Genomic DNA, 17,819 nt, shown 5'->3' on the forward strand with positions numbered 1-17,819 from the left:
AAATAAAAAGTTTACGATGTGTTTGTATTGCATAACATTTATTTAAAATTTTCAGTTAACGGCCTGATATATAGATATCTCTCCTTTTTCCTCCAAATTACGAGCAAATACTCAATATTTATTGTTTTCATCAACAAACAGGTATATGATATATTGTGTTACAAATTGTCAGTCGTGAAGGGATGAAGCGGGGAGTGGACAAGCTAGCGTTAGGCGCCATTCAAAAAGCACAGGATCATTATATTGAAAAAGCTGCCGAGAACATGAATGCCTTTGGTCTTTCTTCTACAGTAGGTAGAGTGCTTGGTATCATTCACATGAACCGTAAACCAATGACGCTTGGAGAGCTATCAGAGGCGACCGGCATGAGCAAAACAAGGATGAGTCAAGTCGTTCGAGAAATGCTTGATTTGAATATTGCAGAAAAGGTTTATGAAAAAGGAATACGTAAAGATCTATATGACGTTGAACAAGATCAATACCAGACGTTTATTTCTTTGTTTGCAGCCAATTGGTCCCGAGTTGTCAGCAAAAACCGCAAAGCACATAAGAAAACGTGCAAGGAATTGCTGGAACTGCTGGAACAGGACGACCTGCCAGAAGAGACAGAGGATAAAATCAATCTGCTTCTTTCAGAAATAAAAGAAAGTCTTGATTACTATGATTGGATTAGCCGCTTAATTGAATTCTTTGAAAGTGAAGAAGTGTTTAAGCATGTGCCGAAACCTTAAAAAAGCTGTTTTTATTTTACATTCATGTAGAAAAAAACAGCTTTTTTATATACACTTATGCCATAAACACTCGGAACATCCCTTTTAATCCTGCACCGATCATCTCAACTGCCACTACAGCAAGAATTAATCCCATCAGCCGTGTCACGACATTCATCTCTGTTTTCCCCATTTTTCGCATAATGAAACTTGAATAATGAAAGGCATAATACGTCATTGCCAGAACGATGACAATGCCGATGAGAATCGCTAACATATGAAGCATCCCTTCACTTCCCGGGGTTAAACTCATCACTGTAGCGATTGTACCCGGACCAGCGATGATCGGGATCGCAAGCGGCGTAACAGATACATCAGCCTTCTCTTTGCTTTCTGCCTTTTCCTCAGAATGAGGATTTTGGACATGTGACTCCTTTGCATTCAGCAAATTGTAAGCGATACCAAAAATAAAGATACCTCCTGCGATGCGAAGTGCATGAATATCGATTCCAAACAATTTGAAAATGAGCCTGCCTGCCAATAGAAAAGCAATTAAAATAATGAAAGAGACCACAATCGCTTTTTTGGCTGTCTGGGAGCGTTCTTTCTCTGAATAACCTTCTGTTAAGGTAATGAAAAGAGGCACGTTTCCAATGGGGTTTGATACAGCAAATAATGAGACCACAACATGAATCATAAAGGAAATCAACAGACACCCTCCTTTTTTCATAGTGTCTGCCAATCTGATGTGAATATTCCCTTGTTATGTTAAAACCTGTACGGATTTGACCGATGTTAATAGAGGTTTTTAAAGAAAGGGGAATCACACATGAAGAAAACGATCACCATTATCCTTTTATCTATTGCGGTTTTAGGAGCAGCTGGCTGGATTGTTTGGCAGCAGCAGACTATCAAAGAAGCAGAGGAAAAACATCAACAAGAAAGCAAATTGAACGATGAGCAGCTTTCGCAGTTAAAATCAGATCAAACAGAGATGAAGCATGAAAACGAAGATCAAAAAAAGAAACTGTCCACCATGACAAAAAAGTTGAATAAAGAAAAGAAAGCCTACCAAAAAGAAGCCAAGCAGCGTAAAGCGCTTGAGGGGAAAATCGACCAGCTCCAAAAAGAACTGGCAACAGCAAAAGCCACTGCTCAAGCGAATAAGCAGAGAGCGCAGGCTGCAAGGAAAACAACTGTCAAAAAGGACCCAAATGTCACCCACAATCCGCCCTCACAGTGGGTACAGGATCAATATGATTGGGGCGTGAAACAAGGGTATATTAAAGAATAGAAAGGATGAAAAAATGTGATACAGATTCGACCATTGTCGCGTGATGAATCCGTCCCTATGGATCTTTTACTATTAGCTGACCCTTCAAAGGAAAAGGTTCTTGCCTATGTAGAAGCCGGTGCTTGTTATGCCGCATTTCATGAACAGGACGTGATTGGTGTCTATGTGCTTTTATCTCTGTCTCAGCAGACAGTCGAAATCATGAATGTCGCTGTAAAAGAATCCTATCAGGGAAAAGGAATTGGGAAGCAGCTGATTCGCCATGCCATTGCTGAAGCCAAGGCCGCTGGATTTCAAACGATTGAAATCGGCACAGGCAACTCAAGTATTCAGCAGCTCGCACTTTATCAAAAATGCGGCTTCCGCCTGTCATCTATTGACCGCGATTTCTTTCTTAAACATTATGATGAACCGATTTTTGAAAACGGTATTCAGTGTATGGATATGGTACGGCTGTCACACACTTTTCAAGCAGACTGAGGCTTTGTTCCGTCTGCTTTTTTTATGTTCTGCGCTTTTTTATCACATGAATCACATATTGAATGAAGAAATAGAGCACGCCGCCAGCTAAAAAGCAGACCACACATCCGAAGAGTGTCGCCTCTGAACTGAACTGATACTCCTCAATTTTCATGATATAAAATGGCATGCCAAACATCGTGGGACTTGATTCAACATGATTGACTTCTAGCAGCAGTAAAAAAACTGGGGTCATAAACACAGCAAATACATACAGCATCGCAAGTGTTAAGCCGCTAGAAAACGAATGAAATACTTTGATCATTTCTTTCTCTCCTTTATCTCTTTTAAACTGGCTGTGATATTTTTCCCGTCTGGGCAAGCTGGATGCAGCATCACCGTGTTCAGTAAAGAAAAAAATAGCAGCTGATGACTCACGGGATGCTTCCAGAGTAAAAAAAGCACAATCGAGCTGAGCACTGGAAAAAGTGGACCTGCAAGTGCCACCATTAAATTGAAGCTCGGCCGGGCAAATGCCTCATGGACGACCGCCACATGCTTCCAATCAATCATGACCACAAAATCAAAGAGCGGTCTTTTGTCGATTTTGTTACACACCATGACCATCAGCATATGACCGAGTTCATGGATCAGCACAACTGCTAGGACACTCATGACAAGCTCAATCATCGCAAGACCGGCCTCTTTAACATGACAAAATATATACCGCTGAAAAATACAACTGAACCTAGCAGATAGGCGGTGGCGAGAAGATATACATTTGACGAAAGCCACTGCAATAAAAGCATATCGATGAAGCTGACTACAGCAATCATCATGACGATCACAAACAGTTTATTAAACTCACTAATCCTCACGACAAATCCTGTACAGGCCGCCATGGCAGTAATCAATAAAATGGATAAACTCGCTAAGCCATGACCTTCACTTTCAATACCTATCACCAAATAGGCAAGCCCAATAAACACAAAGTATGTCATTAAATTGATTGCGTAATAAAATAAAATTCTCGGTAATAAATAAGCTCCCTTTGATGTATTTAACATAAAGATGGCCCTTTGATTGATATAATATTCTCTGCCAATCATCAGTGGAAGCATGATCAATATTTCTTTTAAAGCGAACTGCAAAATAAACGCATACAGCCAGCCAGTTTCTACTGGGGTAAAGACAAATGGCAGCCCCGCCGTTAAACAAACGAGAAATAGAAACAAAATGCCTTGTTCTTTAAAAACAGCTGAACGGCTAAAATAAACCAATTCCTGCCGAAGATGCGTCAGAAAGGAAGACTGCGTTCTGATTTTCTTGTAAGAGAACGACTTCATCTCTGTTTTCAGCTGCAAAAACATCCGATTGACATAACAAGCAGCTACCCCCTTCAGCCATAGCCAACCAGCGCTTAGAAGGATCACCAGAAACATCAGATAGACTGATGGCCATACGCGGATCATTTCCATTGCTTTTTGCAAAAGGAGAAACACTAATGTATTAAGCACCGCAAAGCCGATCGTTTGCAGCAGCAAATGCTCTTTTATTTTTGATACGAAATGGCTCACACAAATCCGCATCACCATCCAAGAGGCAAGCGAAAACAGTGCCAGTACAAAGCAAGTGATACAGACAACCGTTATCCAATACAGAGATAGTGCCTGACCGCTGATCAAAAGACCTAATACAATCGGTAAAAAAAGCAGTCCAATCATGAGGAAACAAAAAAGCACAGGAAAGAAATACGCACAAAGGACAAAGGGCACACTTTGTATCGCACTGTTCAAAAAGTAGAATTGATATTCTTGGCGCTTCAATTTATTGCGGGATAAAACAATACCTGCACCTAAAAGTAAGAGAGTCATTTTCATCAATTGGAGGTATAAATCAGTTGGTTCGCTTTCTCCTGTCTGCATAAAAAAGCGCAGGCTGATGACGACGTATATCGCATACATCAGCAAGAAAAAAGTCGCAGCTGCGAGCAGCTGTAAAGGATACTTTTGTCCGAGCTGCTTTGCTTTCGCTGTCAGCATACCCCATTCTATTTTATGAAGAACGTGTCGTGTCCAGATCATTGAGTAACCTCTCCACCTGCATATAGTAATCTCGATTCACTTCTTTATAAATATCTTCAAGTGCCTGATGAGGAAATGTCTGATTCGTCTCTTGGCGGGACATATCCAGCTTGACGTCACCATTTCTTAAGATCATGAGATGGTCATACAACGTATCACCAAAGCTCAAATGATGAGTTGAAATGAGAATACCAGCACCTTGATCTCTCAGCTTCATCAGTACCTTTTTTAAGATGATCATCATATCTGGATCAAGTCCGTTCGTTGGCTCGTCGAATACATAATAATCACATGGCCTGAGAAGCTGTGAGATGATCTGCGTTTTCTTTTGATTGCCATGGGACAGCTGAGCGATCGGCTGATCCATATAAGCACCCAGTTCAAACAGATCAATGAATGTCTCTTCCCGTGTGACATCTTGCTCATTTGGCAGCTGAAGTAATTGAAAGTATTCCCTCGGCGTTAAATAATCGAACAACGCATAGTCGTCAGGAATATAGGAAACATGTTTTTTCAACAAGGAGATATGATCTGAGGATTGAAGGTTCAGCTGTTTACCATGTAAAGTGACACAGCCTATAAATGGCGTCAGTCCGAACATGGCTTGGATCATCGTCGTCTTTCCCGCACCATTATGCCCTAAAAGAAGCAGCATCTGCCCTTTTTCCACAGTCATTTGAATATTGCGGAGAGAGAACGTGCGGCTATACGTTTTTTCTTTTAATTGTAATGTCAGCATCATAACCCTCCGTTTGTTTCAGATAGAACAGATGACCTTGCATCTGTTCTCATCCCTGTTAGAAACCGCATTTGATTTTAATATACATGCCTAAGAACTTGAACTCTCCTAAAAATTTAGAGCCTTTTCCAAAGGTTTTGCATGCCCAAATCAATGCTGCAACTGTCACAATGCCCAAAATAGCGGCAAGGACATAAATCCAAAAAGCGTTTTTCTGTACGTTCTTAGAAGTTAGAATTCGGTGCTTCCTTTCATCATATGCCGCCAATAGGTGAATAACATACATATACACACCCACTGGAAAACGAAGGCTAAAAGGATTCAGCATCTCATCACCCCCTAATATATGTAAAATGATACCATCCCCTTACAGAAAACATAAGTTCATTTCAGATCATATTTTTAGTCGAATTTTCATGATTTAGTGCTTAGAAATGGAGAGGATTTTGACTTCTTCTCTAACTGAAGGAGGATTTTTTACAGAAATAGGATAAGTCAAATGAATTAGCCATTAAATTTCGCGCAGCACAAAAAAAACGCTGCGTCCCACTCTCATGAAAGAGCGGAACGCAGCGCGTTGCCGGGCATTATTTATTCAAGTTATAGAATGTAGCAATGCCGTGATATTGTGCTGTTTCAGCCAATTGATCTTCGATGCGAAGTAATTGGTTGTATTTCGCCACACGGTCCGTACGAGACGGAGCACCTGTTTTGATTTGTCCAGCGTTTGTTGCAACAGCGATGTCAGCAATTGTGCTGTCTTCTGTTTCACCAGAACGGTGAGAGATGACTGCAGTGTATCCTGCACGTTTTGCCATTTCGATTGCATCAAATGTTTCAGTTAATGTACCGATTTGGTTTACTTTGATGAGGATTGAGTTACCGACACCGTTTTTGATTCCTTCAGAAAGCTTCTTCGTGTTTGTTACGAATAAGTCATCTCCTACTAGCTGAACCTTGCTGCCAAGGCGCTCAGTTAATAGTTTGTGACCTTCCCAGTCGTTTTCATCAAGGCCGTCTTCGATAGAGATGATTGGGTATTTCGATACCATATCTTCATACCAGTCAACCATTTCAGCAGATGTTTTCACAACACCTTCGCCTGATAAATGATATTTACCGTCTTCTTTGTTGTAGAACTCAGAAGATGCAGCATCCATTGCAAGTTTCACTTCTTCACCTGGTTTGAAGCCAGCTTTTTCGATCGCTTCTACGATTGTTTGAAGTGCTTCTTCGTTAGAACCAAGGTTTGGAGCGAATCCACCTTCGTCACCTACAGCTGTGTTTAAGCCTTTTGCGCTTAATACAGATTTCAGGCTGTGGAAGATTTGTGCGCCCATGCGAAGTGCTTCACGGAAGTTTGGAGCACCTACAGGCATAATCATGAATTCTTGAATGTCTACGTTGTTATCCGCATGCTCTCCGCCGTTGACGATGTTCATCATTGGCACTGGAAGCGTTTTGGAGTTGAATCCACCAAGGTATTGGTAAAGTGGAATTTGTAAGAAATCAGCAGCCGCACGTGCTACAGCGATAGATACGCCAAGAATTGCGTTTGCACCTAATTTCCCTTTGTTTTCTGTTCCGTCAAGCTCGATTAACATTTTATCAATCGCTACTTGTTCTGTTACATCAAAGCCTAAAAGCTCTGGTGCAATGATTTCATTTACGTTGTTTACAGCTGTAAGAACACCTTTTCCAAGGTAACGGTCTTTGTCTCCGTCACGTAGTTCTACTGCTTCATATTCACCAGTAGAAGCACCACTTGGAACAAGCGCACGGCCAAAGCCGCCAGATTCTGTGTAAACTTCTACTTCAACTGTTGGATTACCGCGAGAGTCTAATACTTCGCGTGCATATACGTCAACAATGTATGGCATCTTAAATTTCTCTCCTTTTGAATCAATTTGTTATTTTTGAATCAATGATGTTCCTGTCATCTCTTTTGGTTTTTCAAGACCAAGCAAGTCTAAAAGTGTTGGAGATAGATCGGCTAAAATGCCGCCTTCTCTAAGCGTCGCACCTTTTTTCGTCACGATCACTGGAACAGGGTTCGTTGTATGTGCAGTATGCGGTTTTCCTTCTTCGGTAATCAGCACGTCTGCGTTACCGTGGTCTGCCGTGATGATGGCATGTCCGCCTTTTGCTAGGATTGCGTCGACTACAGCTCCTAAGCACTCATCTACTGCTTCAATGGCTTTGATTGTTGGCTCGAGCATACCTGAATGACCAACCATGTCCGGGTTAGCAAAGTTCAGAATGATCGCATCATGCTTGTCAGCATTGATGTCTTCAACAAGTGCATCCTTTACCTCGTAAGCGCTCATTTCTGGCTTTAGGTCATAGGTTGCCACGTTTGGTGATTTGATTAAGATGCGGTCTTCACCAGGAAATTCTTCTTCACGTCCACCGCTCATAAAGAACGTCACATGAGGATATTTCTCTGTTTCAGCAATCCGCAGCTGTTTCAATCCATTTTGAGAAATAACTTCACCTACTGTGTTATCCAAATTCACTGGTTTGAAGGCAACATAGCCATCAACCGTTTCACTGAAGTGTGTGAAGCAAACGAAATGTAAATTCTTCGGATGTGCTTCCCCGCGGTCAAATGAGCGGAAATCTTCATTTGTGAACGTATTCGAGATTTGGATCGCACGGTCTGGACGGAAGTTATAAAAAATCACAGAGTCGCCATCGTTTACTTTTGCAACTGGCTCACCATTTTCTCTCGTGATGACAGATGGAATAACGAATTCATCGTAGATTCCATTTTCATAGGAGTCATCAACGACATCATACATGTTTTGATAACTTGGACCTTCACCATACGCCATCGCACGGTATGCTTTCTCTACACGATCCCAGCGTTTGTCACGGTCCATTGAGTAATAGCGTCCAGAAAGTGTTGCAACTTCACCGACACCGATTTCTTTGATTTGATCTTCAAGCTGTTTTAAGTACACTTTGGCTGTCTTCTGACCAACATCACGCCCGTCCAAGAAGCCATGAATGTATACCTTTGTTAAGCCTTCTTTTTTAGCCAGCTTGAGCAGGGCAAAAAGATGCTGGATGTGGCTGTGCACACCACCGTCTGACAAGAGGCCGAATAAATGAAGCGCCTTATCATTCTCTTTTGCGTAAGTCATTGCATCTAGGAACGTTTCGTTTTTCTCAAATTCCCCATCACGAATGGCAACATTCACTCTTGTTAAACTTTGATACACAATGCGTCCTGCACCGATGTTCAAATGCCCAACTTCAGAGTTCCCCATTTGACCTTGCGGGAGACCTACTGCCTCACCTGAAGCCGTTAAGGTTTGATGCGGAAATTCGTTCCAGTAGCGGTCAAAGTTCGGTTTTTTGGCTTGTGCGACAGCGTTACCGACTGTTTCGCCTCTTAAACCGAACCCGTCTAAGATGATTAATGCAGCTGGTTTTTTACTCATATTGACCTTCCTCCAATAATTGAACGAAAGACTGAGGTTCTAAGCTTGCGCCGCCTACCAAAGCACCGTCAATATCGGATTCTGCCATATATTCTTTAATATTCGCCGGCTTCACGCTTCCGCCATATTGAATGCGAAGGCTGTCTGCCGCTTCTTGACCAAATTCGCTTGCAACGGTTTGGCGGATGTGTGCGCAAACGTCGTTTGCATCTTTCGCTGTAGAAGATTTTCCTGTACCGATAGCCCAGATTGGCTCATAGGCAATAACAGATTCAGCTACTTGCTGCTTCGTTAAACCAGCTAGTGCTTTCTTCACTTGATCAGCGACAAGTTCATTTGTTTTGCCTGCTTCACGCTCTTCAAGCGTTTCACCTACACAGATAATTGGAACGATACCATGATTGAATGCAGCATGTGCTTTTTTGTTCACTGTTTCATCTGTTTCAGCAAAGAATTCGCGGCGCTCTGAATGTCCAATCACTGAGTAGCCGATGCCAAGGTCTTTTAAAGCAGCAGGGCTGATTTCACCAGTGAATGCACCATTTTCTTCAAAGTGCATGTTTTGCGCACCAATTTGAAGATCTGTTCCGTTTGAAAGGCTGTTTAGCTTTTCAAGGAATAGTGCTGGCGCACAGACAATAGATTCCACTTTGTCAGGAGATGGAATAGATGACTTCACTTCTTCAACGAAGCTAACCGCTTCGCCAAGTGTTTTGTTCATTTTCCAGTTCCCAGCTATAATTGGTTTTCTCATGATTGACACTTCCTTATAGCAGTTTTGGTCTTATTTATCGTTTAATGCAGTAACACCAGGAAGTTCTTTGCCTTCCATAAATTCAAGTGAAGCGCCGCCGCCTGTAGAAATATGGCTCATTTGATCGGCAAGACCAAATTTCTCAACAGCTGCTGCTGAATCTCCACCGCCAATGACAGAATATGTATCTTTTGCTTCTGCCAGTGCTTCTGCGATTGCTTTTGTTCCTTGAGCGAATGCATCGATTTCAAATACACCCATTGGTCCGTTCCAGACAACAAGTTTGCTCTTTTTAATAACGTCAGCATACTTCTCTCTTGTCTCTGTTCCAATATCAAGTGCTTCTAAATCACTTGGAATTTCAGAGATTGGGACAATGCTTGTATTCGCATCATTTGAAAAGTCGTCGGCTACCAGAACATCTGTTGGAATCAGGAAGTTCACGCCTTTTTCTTTTGCACGCTCCATAAAGGATTTTGCTAAATCGACTTTGTCTTCTTCTAATAGAGATTTCCCTACTTCGTGGCCAAGTGCTTTCACAAATGTGTAAGCAAGTCCGCCGCCGATGATGAGGTTGTCCACTTTATCAAGAAGACTTTCAATCACACCGATTTTATCCTTTACTTTTGCGCCGCCGATAATCGCTGTAAATGGGCGATCAGGGTTTGAAATGGCTTTTCCTAATACCTCAAGCTCTTTTTGCATGAGGAAGCCTGAAACAGCCGGAAGATAAGCTGCAATTCCTGCTGTCGATGCATGTGCACGGTGTGCAGCACCGAACGCATCATTGACATACACATCAGCTAAATCAGCAAATGCTTTTGATAATTCAGGATCGTTCTTTTCTTCACCAGGATAGAAACGAACGTTTTCAAGCACTAGCACATCTCCTTCTTTTAAGTCAGAGATTTGCTTTTTCACGTTGTCGCCGTAAGCTTCATCTGCTTTTTTCACTTCTTTTCCAAGAAGCTCTTGCAGACGTTCCGCCACAGGTGTCAGACGCAGTTCTTCAGTAACTTGACCCTTCGGACGACCCAAATGACTAGCTAGCAGTACCTTTGCGCCTTGTCCTGTTAAATACTCAATCGTTGGTAATGCTGCGCGGATACGAGTATCATCCGTCACTTCTCCGTCCTTCATTGGAACGTTAAAATCTACGCGGCAGAACACAACTTTACCTTTTACGTCAATGTCTTTTACTGATTTCTTATTCATGCTCGTCAGGAGATCCTCCTTTATTCTGGTTTCCTTACGCATTGGACAAGTCTCTCTTTATCCTTTTCCCATTTTGCCCTCATCAAAACGAGAAATCGTGCAGAACGGATAAAAACAGAGAAAAAGGGAAAGGGATGCTTCCCCTTCCCTTGTCCGTCTTCATTATATCGTGTCTCTAGGAAAGAACCAAGTGAGTTCCTTCAGTGTGAGAAATTAAAGACCTTGTTTTGCAATGTAAGCTGCAAGGTCAACAACGCGGTGAGAATATCCACTCTCGTTATCGTACCAAGAGATCACTTTCACCATGCTGCCTTCCATCACCATTGTAGAAAGAGCATCGATTGTTGAAGAGTTTGCATTACCATTGTAGTCTCTAGATACTAATGGCTCTTCGCTGTAGCCAAGGATTCCATTAAGTTCTCCTTCAGCCGCTTCTTTAAATGCTGCATTTACGTCTTCAGCTGTTACATCTTGGTTTAATTCAGCAACAAGGTCAACTAAAGAAACGTTAGGTGTTGGAACACGCATAGCGCCACCGTTTAATTTACCTTTAAGTTCAGGCAATACAAGTGAAACAGCTTTCGCAGCACCTGTAGAAGTTGGGATGATGTTTTCCGCTGCTGCACGAGCACGACGGTAGTCTTTGTGCGGAAGATCAAGAATTTGTTGGTCATTTGTGTATGAGTGAACAGTTGTCATCATACCGCGTTTGATACCAAATTTATCGTTAAGTACTTTTGCAAATGGAGCTAAGCAGTTTGTTGTACAAGATGCATTAGAGATGACATCGTGGCTAGCTGCATCGTATTTGTCTTCGTTTACACCCATAACGATTGTAATATCTTCTTCGTTAGCAGGAGCAGAGATGATGACTTTTTTAGCGCCAGCTTCTAAGTGTTTAGCAGCGTCTGCACGTTTTGTGAAGAATCCAGTAGATTCAACAACGATTTCTACGCCTTGTTTACCCCAGCTTAATTTCGCAGGGTCACGTTCAGCTGATACTTCGATTGTTTTACCGTTCACTACTAAGTTTGTACCGTCTACAGAAACCTCTGCATCTAGTTTTCCGTGAACAGAGTCATATTGTAAAAGGTGTGCAAGCATGTTAGCGTCTGTTAGATCGTTAACCGCTACTACCTCAACTTCAGGATTGTTTAATGCTGCACGAAATACGTTACGTCCAATACGTCCAAATCCGTTAATACCGACTTTTACTGCCATGATGTTTCCTCCTTTTATAGGTCACAATGTTTTATATTGAGGGATCAATTGACTCCCTTAATAACTCTTTTGCGGCTCCTTCGTCTGTGACGAGAACCGTTCGGCGCGGCTTTTTGAAATAAGCTTCAATAGCCCCTGCCTTTGATGATCCACCTGCAACAGCAATGATGTTTGGAATGCTTTCTAAATCATCTAGCTGCATGCCGACGGAGTGCACTTTGTGTACGACCTCACCATCACGATTAAAGTAATAGCCAAAGGCCTCTGTCACTGCGTCATGCTCATCAATCTTTTTTAAATCTTCATCTGGTGTATTTCGTCTCATCGCCATTGTTTTTGCTTCCCCGATCCCATGAATGAGCATCGTAGATGATTGAATCGTTTGAAGCACTTCTTTGACGGACGGCTCTTCAATAATAGAAGAGTAAGCACCTTCTGACAGCTGCCCTGGAACAAACAGCAGTTTGTAAGTACCGGAAGCTTTTTCAGCCATGTGGGCACAAATGGTGTTTGCCTGATTTTTTACATTCTCCCCAAGACCGCCTCTCGCAGGGACAAACATCATGTCTCTGTTTTTAGCATCAGGGGTCATCATTTCGGCAACGGCTTCCATCGTCGTTCCGCCAGTGACGGCGACGATATTATTTCCAGTAAACCTTTTTTTCATACATTGGACAGCAGCTCTTCCCATTTCTTGCTTCACCCACGGGGATTCGTCACTGTCACCAGAAACAATGATGACTTCTTCCAAGCCTAACTTCCTCTTTAATGTATTTTCCAAAAAGGTTAAGCCTAAAACGTCCTTCATCATTCCTTCAAGCATTTCAAGCAAAGCGTGACCTTCACTCGTCAGCATCATGCCGCTCGTTTTGACATCCAGCAGATTTTGTTCTTTTAAAAACTGAACTTCAGCACGTAAGATGCGCTCACTGAGACCAAGACTCGTCGCAAGACTTCTGCGGCCAATTGGTTCAGCTAACCTGATGTACTGCAAAATGTCGTAGCGTTTCTGCATAACTATGAGAAGATCTGGCAATAATTTTTTTTGAGCTTCCAATAAACGATTCATGGCTAACGACCCTTTCTTTTCACGTTGGACTAAAAACGTCCCACTGTGACAAAAAACGTCCCGCCACAGCCAAAAAAAATCAATCCCTGCTTTCTTTAATTATTTTAACAGGATAATCTTGCATTTTCAACTCTTACAAACACATTCAGACAAAAAATAGACACATTTTTACCGATAACCTGCTTGTCATCAAGGTTCTTGCTATGATATTTCTTTTCAAAATATTTTTTTCTATTATATAGAATGAATTCACGCTTGAAAATGTGCATGCTGGTGAGATCAGCATGCACATTTTTTGCTTTCAGCTAGATGGAAAAATAGAGCTGTTTATGTTTTTGTGATGGTTCCTTCTTCTTCGTCAAGCCTTCTTGCCTCTTCCTTTGGTTTGATTTTGAAATAATAAATGATGTAGCAGGCAGCCATGAACGGGATTCCGCAATAAAGACCAATCCGCTGATCCTCTATAAAGAATAAGCTGATAAGGACAATACCAAATGCGATAAAGCCTGCCAAAGGGACAAATGGATAGAGCGGTGTTCGAAAAACGAGATCCTTTACATCACCGCCCTCTTTTATGAATTGCTTTCTAAAAAAATACTGTGACAAGCAAATGGACATCCAAACCACAACAAGGACCATACCAGAAATCGAAATGAGCCACACATATACCGTTTTTGGTGCCACAATACTTGTGAGCAAGGACAGAGCGGATACGCCCATTGTGACCAATAGTGCATTGATCGGAATTTTACGTTTGGACAGCTTTTTCGTAAATTCAGGTCCTTTTCCGTCTTTTGAAAGCGCCCAGAGCATACGTGATGATGCATATAATCCAGAGTTTGCTACAGATAAGACAGCTGTGATAATGATAAAATTCATGATATCTGCGGCATACGGTATGCCGACCTTGTCCAGCACGACGACAAACGGACTGTCGACAGCACCTGCTGTCTGCCATGGGAGAAGTGCGGCAAGAACCGCAATCGATAAGACAAAAAAGACCATTGTTCTCCAAATAATATTCCGTATAGACCGCGGCAATGTTTTTTCAGGGCTTTCACTCTCTCCTGCTGCGATCCCCACAAGTTCTGTTCCTTGAAAGGAGAAATTGACGGTGACCATGGTTAATAAAATCGCAAAAACGCCATTAGGAAATAGTCCGCCATGATCTGTCAAATGACGAAATAGAGGGGCTGGTTCCCCGCCTTTCAGATGAATCATTCCGAAAATTGCGCCAATTCCAATGATAATAAACAATAGAATGGCAGCGACCTTAATGGCCGAAAACCAAAACTCCGTTTCAGCGAAGCTGCGAGCTGAGATGGCATTCACGGCAAATAATATCACGCTAAATGCAAGACACCACAGCCAAACAGGGATATCCGGGAACCACCTTTGGAGCAAAATGCCCGCTGACGTAAACTCCAGTCCAATCGTACACGCCCAGCTAAACCAATAAAGCCAGCCGATCATAAAGCCTGTGGACGGGCCTATATATTTGGTCGCATACTCCTGAAAGGAACCGGCTGTCGGCATCGCCACGGCTAATTCTCCAAGGCAGAGCATCACCAAATACATCAACAATCCACCGATGATAAATGAAAGAATGGCTCCACCTGGTCCTGCCTGATGAATAATGAGACCTGATCCAAGGAAAAGGCCGGTACCAATGACGCCTCCTAAAGCAATCATAAAGAGGTGTCTGCTTTTCATGGAACGCTCTAGTTCATTATGCTGTTCTTGCTTCAAATCCGCTCCCCACTTTCACTCTTCTATTCATCATCCTTTGACAAAATTCGCTGTTCGTTGAAAGAGAAAGGGAGAAAGTGATGGCTTCTCCCCTTTTCCCATTACGCTTGAAATAATGCTTCAATATGACCAATCGCCCAGTCTAAATCCTCTTTAGAAATAGTGAGAGGCGGTGCATAGCGGATGACAGTCTCATGGGTTTCCTTACATAACAGTCCTGCTTGTTTCAGCTTCTCACAATAAGGTCTCGCTGCCTCTGTCAGCTCCATTCCGATAAACAATCCGCGGCCGCGCACTTCCTTAATAACAGGGCTTTGAATGCGCGTGAGTTTGTCTTTTAAGTATTCGCCAAGCTCCATGGAACGTGCTGCAAGGTTTTCATCGATTAAGACATCCAATGCAGCAAGCGACACCGCACATGCAAGAGGATTTCCACCGAAGGTAGAGCCGTGAGACCCAGGGTTAAATACACCTAATATATCGCGGTTTGCTACAACACACGAGATCGGGAATACACCACCGCCTAAAGCCTTCCCAAGAATCAGCATATCTGGCTCAATGTCTTCCCAGTCACAGGCAAACATTTTACCTGTCCGCGCTAATCCGACCTGGATTTCATCCGCTATGAACAGCACATTTTCCTGTTCACAAAGCGCCTTCGCTTCCTTCAAGAAACCTTCTGGCGGCATAACAATTCCCGCTTCCCCTTGAATGGGTTCGATGAGAAAAGCCGCAGTTTGCGGTGTGATGGCTTCACGTAACGCTTCAATATCCCCGTAAGGAATCAGTTTGATGCCCGGAAGCATTGGACCGAAACCTCTTTGATATTCTGCTTCTGAAGAAAGGGAAACAGCCGTCATCGTTCTGCCATGAAAATTTCCGACACACGCAATGATTTCCGCACGATTCTCTTCGATTCCCTTGACATCATAGCCCCAGCGTCTCGCTGCTTTTACAGCTGTTTCGACAGCCTCAGCTCCAGTATTCATCGGCAGTGCCATCTCTTTATTTGTTAGTTGACAAATTTTCTCATACCAAGGGCCAAGCTGATCATTGTGAAAAGCTCTCGAGGTAAGTGTCACACGGTCTGCCTGTCTTTTGAGCGCCTCAATAATGCGGGGATGGCGATGCCCCTGATTCACTGCGGAATACGCACTCAGCATATCCATATATCGATTGCCCTCAGGATCTGTCACCCAAACTCCCTCAGCCTCAGAAATCACTATTGGCAGCGGATGATAGTTTGCCGCACCGTATTGTTCTGTTTGTTGAATCAATTCATTTGTCTGTGTCATCGTCTATTCCTCCTTCTATAAGCTAGCCTATTTTAATTGGATTCATCTTCACACCTATGATATGCAAGGATCGTGCCAACTTTCTGCCCGTATCCTGACAATGATTCATCTCATTTTTACGCCAAATTTTTTTGCATATGCAAAATTTTTGAGAGGAAACCGCAAAATTTTTCATGTAAAATAGAGGTAACTGCTGGAGGTGGAGCAAATGAAAAAAGATCCGTATGCTGCAAAGCTCGAAAATGAGATTGATCTGTATAAACAAATGCTCGATTTAATTGATGTCGGGGTTCATGCAATTGACGAGAATGGAAATACTGTTGTTTATAATAAAAAAATGATGGAGATTGAGTCTTTGAAACGCTCTGATGTTCTCCATAAAAATGTATTAGACCTCTTTGTCTTCCAAGACGAAATGCACAGTACGCTTGTCCAAGCGCTGCGTACTGGGAAACAAACCGTTCATGCAAAGCAGACGTATCATAATTACAATGGAAAAGAAATCACAACGATTAATCATACATACCCGCTCGTTCGAGACGGTCTCATCCAAGGAGCAGTTGAAATTTCGAATGATGTGACCAAGCTGGAACGGTTGATTCACCACAATATGAAGAAAAAAGGCAGCACACGCTTTACTTTTGATTCAATTATTGGACAAAGCCCTGCGTTTTTAGAGGTGATTGAGCATGCGAAACGAGCGACTCGTACTTCTTCTTATGTTCTCATTGTTGGTGAAACAGGAACAGGGAAGGAGCTATTTGCTCAAAGCATTCATAACGGCAGCAGCCGGTCATCTGGACCATTTATTACTCAAAACTGTGCGGCACTGCCTGACAGCCTCATCGAAAGTCTGCTCTTTGGTACACAAAAAGGGGCTTTTACAGGCGCGACTGATCAGCCCGGTTTATTTGAACAGGCGCAGGGTGGTACACTGCTGTTAGATGAGATCAACTCATTAAATCCTGCTCTTCAAGCAAAATTGCTGCGCGTCTTACAGGAAAAACGTGTGAGAAGGTTAGGCAGCACAAAAGAAATAGCTGTTGATGTGAGAGTCATTGCCAATATGAATGAGGATCCTGTAGATGCGATTGCAGGCGGACGCATGCGCAAGGATTTATTTTATCGACTAGGGATTGTCACCTTATTTATTCCACCGCTTTCTGAGCGAAAAGAAGACATTCCTACGTTTGTGCGTCACTTTATTCAAAAATATAATGAACTGTTTCAAATGAAGGTGAAGGCGGCTGACGAAGAGGTGTTAAACCTTTTTGAGGCGTATCATTGGCCGGGCAATGTAAGAGAGCTGGAGCATGTGATTGAAGCGGGGATGAATATGATGATGGATGAAGACTACCTAAGTATGCATCACCTTCCCTATCATTTTAGATTTAAGCATGGGGAAGGCCGTCCTGCAGCGCAATTGCAGACGAATCAGTTGCAACAAACGACAGCTACTGACACCTTTATCTACACATGTCCAGAACATACGACTGATTTCCAAACCCAAATGGACCGATTCGAAAAACAATACATCGTCCATTACTTAGAAAAAATGGACGATAATATTTCACAGACTGCAAAGATATTGGGCATGAGCAGGCAAAGTCTGCAATATCGAATGAAAAAGCTACATATTTCTCGTTAATGATTCTCAGGATTATTGATAAAGGGCTGAAATGATCTTGATTTTAGCCCTTCGTCTTCTTTTCAAAGTGATAGAAAACCTTTGCAGTCTACACTGAATGCAAGGGTTTGTCTACACGCTGGAGCTGCACCCTCAT

The 17,819-nt window shown here is 42.5% G+C and carries 18 protein-coding genes; 4 read left to right on the top strand and 14 right to left on the bottom strand.

Annotation, left to right across the window (positions count from 1 at the left end; all coding sequences use genetic code 11):
- Nucleotides 1–194 precede the first annotated feature (194 nt).
- Nucleotides 195–731, top strand: a complete 537-nt coding sequence (locus AKG37_RS08055) for a GbsR/MarR family transcriptional regulator (protein ID WP_034280936.1) — start codon at nt 195–197, stop codon at nt 729–731.
- A gap of 55 nt (nt 732–786) precedes the next feature.
- Here the strand turns inward: AKG37_RS08055 and AKG37_RS08060 are convergent, their stop codons facing one another.
- Nucleotides 787–1,419, bottom strand: a complete 633-nt coding sequence (locus AKG37_RS08060; RefSeq protein ID WP_060698331.1) for a MarC family protein — start codon at nt 1,417–1,419, stop codon at nt 787–789.
- A 120-nt stretch (nt 1,420–1,539) separates the two neighbouring features.
- On the opposite strand from AKG37_RS08060, the gene AKG37_RS08065 reads away from it, so the two are divergent.
- Both AKG37_RS08065 and AKG37_RS08070 read left to right on the top strand, forming a co-directional pair.
- Complete coding sequence (locus AKG37_RS08065; RefSeq protein WP_060698332.1) at nt 1,540–2,004, top strand: hypothetical protein; 465 nt, start codon at nt 1,540–1,542, stop codon at nt 2,002–2,004.
- A 15-nt stretch (nt 2,005–2,019) separates the two neighbouring features.
- Nucleotides 2,020–2,484, top strand: coding sequence for a GNAT family N-acetyltransferase (locus AKG37_RS08070; protein ID WP_078060986.1), 465 nt, complete (start codon nt 2,020–2,022; stop codon nt 2,482–2,484).
- Between the two features lie 22 nt (nt 2,485–2,506).
- On the opposite strand, the gene AKG37_RS08075 is transcribed toward AKG37_RS08070, so the two are convergent.
- The 13 genes from AKG37_RS08075 to AKG37_RS08135 form a co-directional block, all read right to left on the bottom strand.
- Complete coding sequence (locus tag AKG37_RS08075) at nt 2,507–2,788, bottom strand: hypothetical protein (protein ID WP_060698333.1); 282 nt, start codon at nt 2,786–2,788, stop codon at nt 2,507–2,509.
- Nucleotides 2,785–3,153 (bottom strand): hypothetical protein, encoded by a 369-nt coding sequence (locus AKG37_RS08080; RefSeq protein WP_060698334.1) that lies wholly within the window; start codon nt 3,151–3,153, stop codon nt 2,785–2,787. The genes AKG37_RS08075 and AKG37_RS08080 overlap by 4 nt, the downstream gene beginning before the upstream one ends.
- The gene (locus tag AKG37_RS08085) at nt 3,150–4,547 is read right to left on the bottom strand and encodes a hypothetical protein (RefSeq protein ID WP_060698335.1); all 1,398 of its coding nucleotides are present in this window, start codon (nt 4,545–4,547) and stop codon (nt 3,150–3,152) included. The genes AKG37_RS08080 and AKG37_RS08085 overlap by 4 nt, the downstream gene beginning before the upstream one ends.
- Complete coding sequence (locus tag AKG37_RS08090; RefSeq protein ID WP_060698336.1) at nt 4,519–5,286, bottom strand: ATP-binding cassette domain-containing protein; 768 nt, start codon at nt 5,284–5,286, stop codon at nt 4,519–4,521. The genes AKG37_RS08085 and AKG37_RS08090 overlap by 29 nt, the downstream gene beginning before the upstream one ends.
- A 58-nt stretch (nt 5,287–5,344) precedes the next feature.
- Nucleotides 5,345–5,614 (bottom strand): hypothetical protein, encoded by a 270-nt coding sequence (locus tag AKG37_RS08095; RefSeq protein ID WP_060698337.1) that lies wholly within the window; start codon nt 5,612–5,614, stop codon nt 5,345–5,347.
- A 259-nt stretch (nt 5,615–5,873) separates the two neighbouring features.
- On the bottom strand, nt 5,874–7,166 hold the full coding sequence (gene eno / locus AKG37_RS08100; RefSeq protein ID WP_003212752.1) for a phosphopyruvate hydratase: 1,293 nt from the start codon (nt 7,164–7,166) through the stop codon (nt 5,874–5,876).
- Between the two features lie 30 nt (nt 7,167–7,196).
- Nucleotides 7,197–8,732 (bottom strand): 2,3-bisphosphoglycerate-independent phosphoglycerate mutase, encoded by a 1,536-nt coding sequence (gene gpmI, locus AKG37_RS08105; protein ID WP_060698338.1) that lies wholly within the window; start codon nt 8,730–8,732, stop codon nt 7,197–7,199.
- Nucleotides 8,725–9,486, bottom strand: coding sequence for a triose-phosphate isomerase (gene tpiA / locus AKG37_RS08110; protein ID WP_060698339.1), 762 nt, complete (start codon nt 9,484–9,486; stop codon nt 8,725–8,727). The genes gpmI and tpiA overlap by 8 nt, the downstream gene beginning before the upstream one ends.
- Before the next feature lie 30 nt (nt 9,487–9,516).
- Nucleotides 9,517–10,701 (bottom strand): phosphoglycerate kinase, encoded by a 1,185-nt coding sequence (locus AKG37_RS08115; RefSeq protein WP_060698340.1) that lies wholly within the window; start codon nt 10,699–10,701, stop codon nt 9,517–9,519.
- Between the two features lie 213 nt (nt 10,702–10,914).
- The gene (gene gap, locus AKG37_RS08120) at nt 10,915–11,922 is read right to left on the bottom strand and encodes a type I glyceraldehyde-3-phosphate dehydrogenase (RefSeq protein WP_060698341.1); all 1,008 of its coding nucleotides are present in this window, start codon (nt 11,920–11,922) and stop codon (nt 10,915–10,917) included.
- A 31-nt stretch (nt 11,923–11,953) separates the two neighbouring features.
- Entirely contained in the window at nt 11,954–12,991 is a 1,038-nt protein-coding gene (locus tag AKG37_RS08125) for a sugar-binding transcriptional regulator (protein ID WP_060698342.1), read from the bottom strand.
- A gap of 327 nt (nt 12,992–13,318) precedes the next feature.
- Entirely contained in the window at nt 13,319–14,704 is a 1,386-nt protein-coding gene (locus tag AKG37_RS08130; protein WP_060698521.1) for an amino acid permease, read from the bottom strand.
- Nucleotides 14,705–14,841: 137 nt separating this feature from the next.
- Complete coding sequence (locus tag AKG37_RS08135; RefSeq protein ID WP_060698343.1) at nt 14,842–16,035, bottom strand: ornithine--oxo-acid transaminase; 1,194 nt, start codon at nt 16,033–16,035, stop codon at nt 14,842–14,844.
- Between the two features lie 208 nt (nt 16,036–16,243).
- Between AKG37_RS08135 and AKG37_RS08140 the strand changes: the two genes are divergently transcribed.
- Nucleotides 16,244–17,683 (top strand): sigma-54 interaction domain-containing protein, encoded by a 1,440-nt coding sequence (locus AKG37_RS08140; RefSeq protein ID WP_060698344.1) that lies wholly within the window; start codon nt 16,244–16,246, stop codon nt 17,681–17,683.
- The last annotated feature ends 136 nt before the right edge of the window (nt 17,684–17,819 follow it).

Origin of the sequence: Bacillus australimaris (assembly GCF_001307105.1) — a bacterium.
In the GTDB taxonomy this organism is placed as follows: domain Bacteria; phylum Bacillota; class Bacilli; order Bacillales; family Bacillaceae; genus Bacillus; species Bacillus australimaris.

Excerpts from the sequence above, each read along its gene's own strand:
- AKG37_RS08065 (WP_060698332.1), top strand. The coding sequence starts at position 1,540 with ATGAAGAAAACGATCACCATTATCCTTTTATCTATTGCGGTTTTAGGA.
- AKG37_RS08075 (WP_060698333.1), bottom strand. The coding sequence starts at position 2,788 with ATGATCAAAGTATTTCATTCGTTTTCTAGCGGCTTAACACTTGCGATG.
- AKG37_RS08080 (WP_060698334.1), bottom strand. The coding sequence starts at position 3,153 with ATGATTGAGCTTGTCATGAGTGTCCTAGCAGTTGTGCTGATCCATGAA.
- AKG37_RS08085 (WP_060698335.1), bottom strand. The coding sequence starts at position 4,547 with ATGATCTGGACACGACACGTTCTTCATAAAATAGAATGGGGTATGCTG.
- AKG37_RS08090 (WP_060698336.1), bottom strand. The coding sequence starts at position 5,286 with ATGCTGACATTACAATTAAAAGAAAAAACGTATAGCCGCACGTTCTCT.
- AKG37_RS08095 (WP_060698337.1), bottom strand. The coding sequence starts at position 5,614 with ATGCTGAATCCTTTTAGCCTTCGTTTTCCAGTGGGTGTGTATATGTAT.
- eno (WP_003212752.1), bottom strand. The coding sequence starts at position 7,166 with ATGCCATACATTGTTGACGTATATGCACGCGAAGTATTAGACTCTCGC.
- gpmI (WP_060698338.1), bottom strand. The coding sequence starts at position 8,732 with ATGAGTAAAAAACCAGCTGCATTAATCATCTTAGACGGGTTCGGTTTA.
- tpiA (WP_060698339.1), bottom strand. The coding sequence starts at position 9,486 with ATGAGAAAACCAATTATAGCTGGGAACTGGAAAATGAACAAAACACTT.
- AKG37_RS08115 (WP_060698340.1), bottom strand. The coding sequence starts at position 10,701 with ATGAATAAGAAATCAGTAAAAGACATTGACGTAAAAGGTAAAGTTGTG.
- gap (WP_060698341.1), bottom strand. The coding sequence starts at position 11,922 with ATGGCAGTAAAAGTCGGTATTAACGGATTTGGACGTATTGGACGTAAC.
- AKG37_RS08125 (WP_060698342.1), bottom strand. The coding sequence starts at position 12,991 with ATGAATCGTTTATTGGAAGCTCAAAAAAAATTATTGCCAGATCTTCTC.
- AKG37_RS08130 (WP_060698521.1), bottom strand. The coding sequence starts at position 14,704 with ATGAAAAGCAGACACCTCTTTATGATTGCTTTAGGAGGCGTCATTGGT.
- AKG37_RS08135 (WP_060698343.1), bottom strand. The coding sequence starts at position 16,035 with ATGACACAGACAAATGAATTGATTCAACAAACAGAACAATACGGTGCG.
- AKG37_RS08140 (WP_060698344.1), top strand. The coding sequence starts at position 16,244 with ATGAAAAAAGATCCGTATGCTGCAAAGCTCGAAAATGAGATTGATCTG.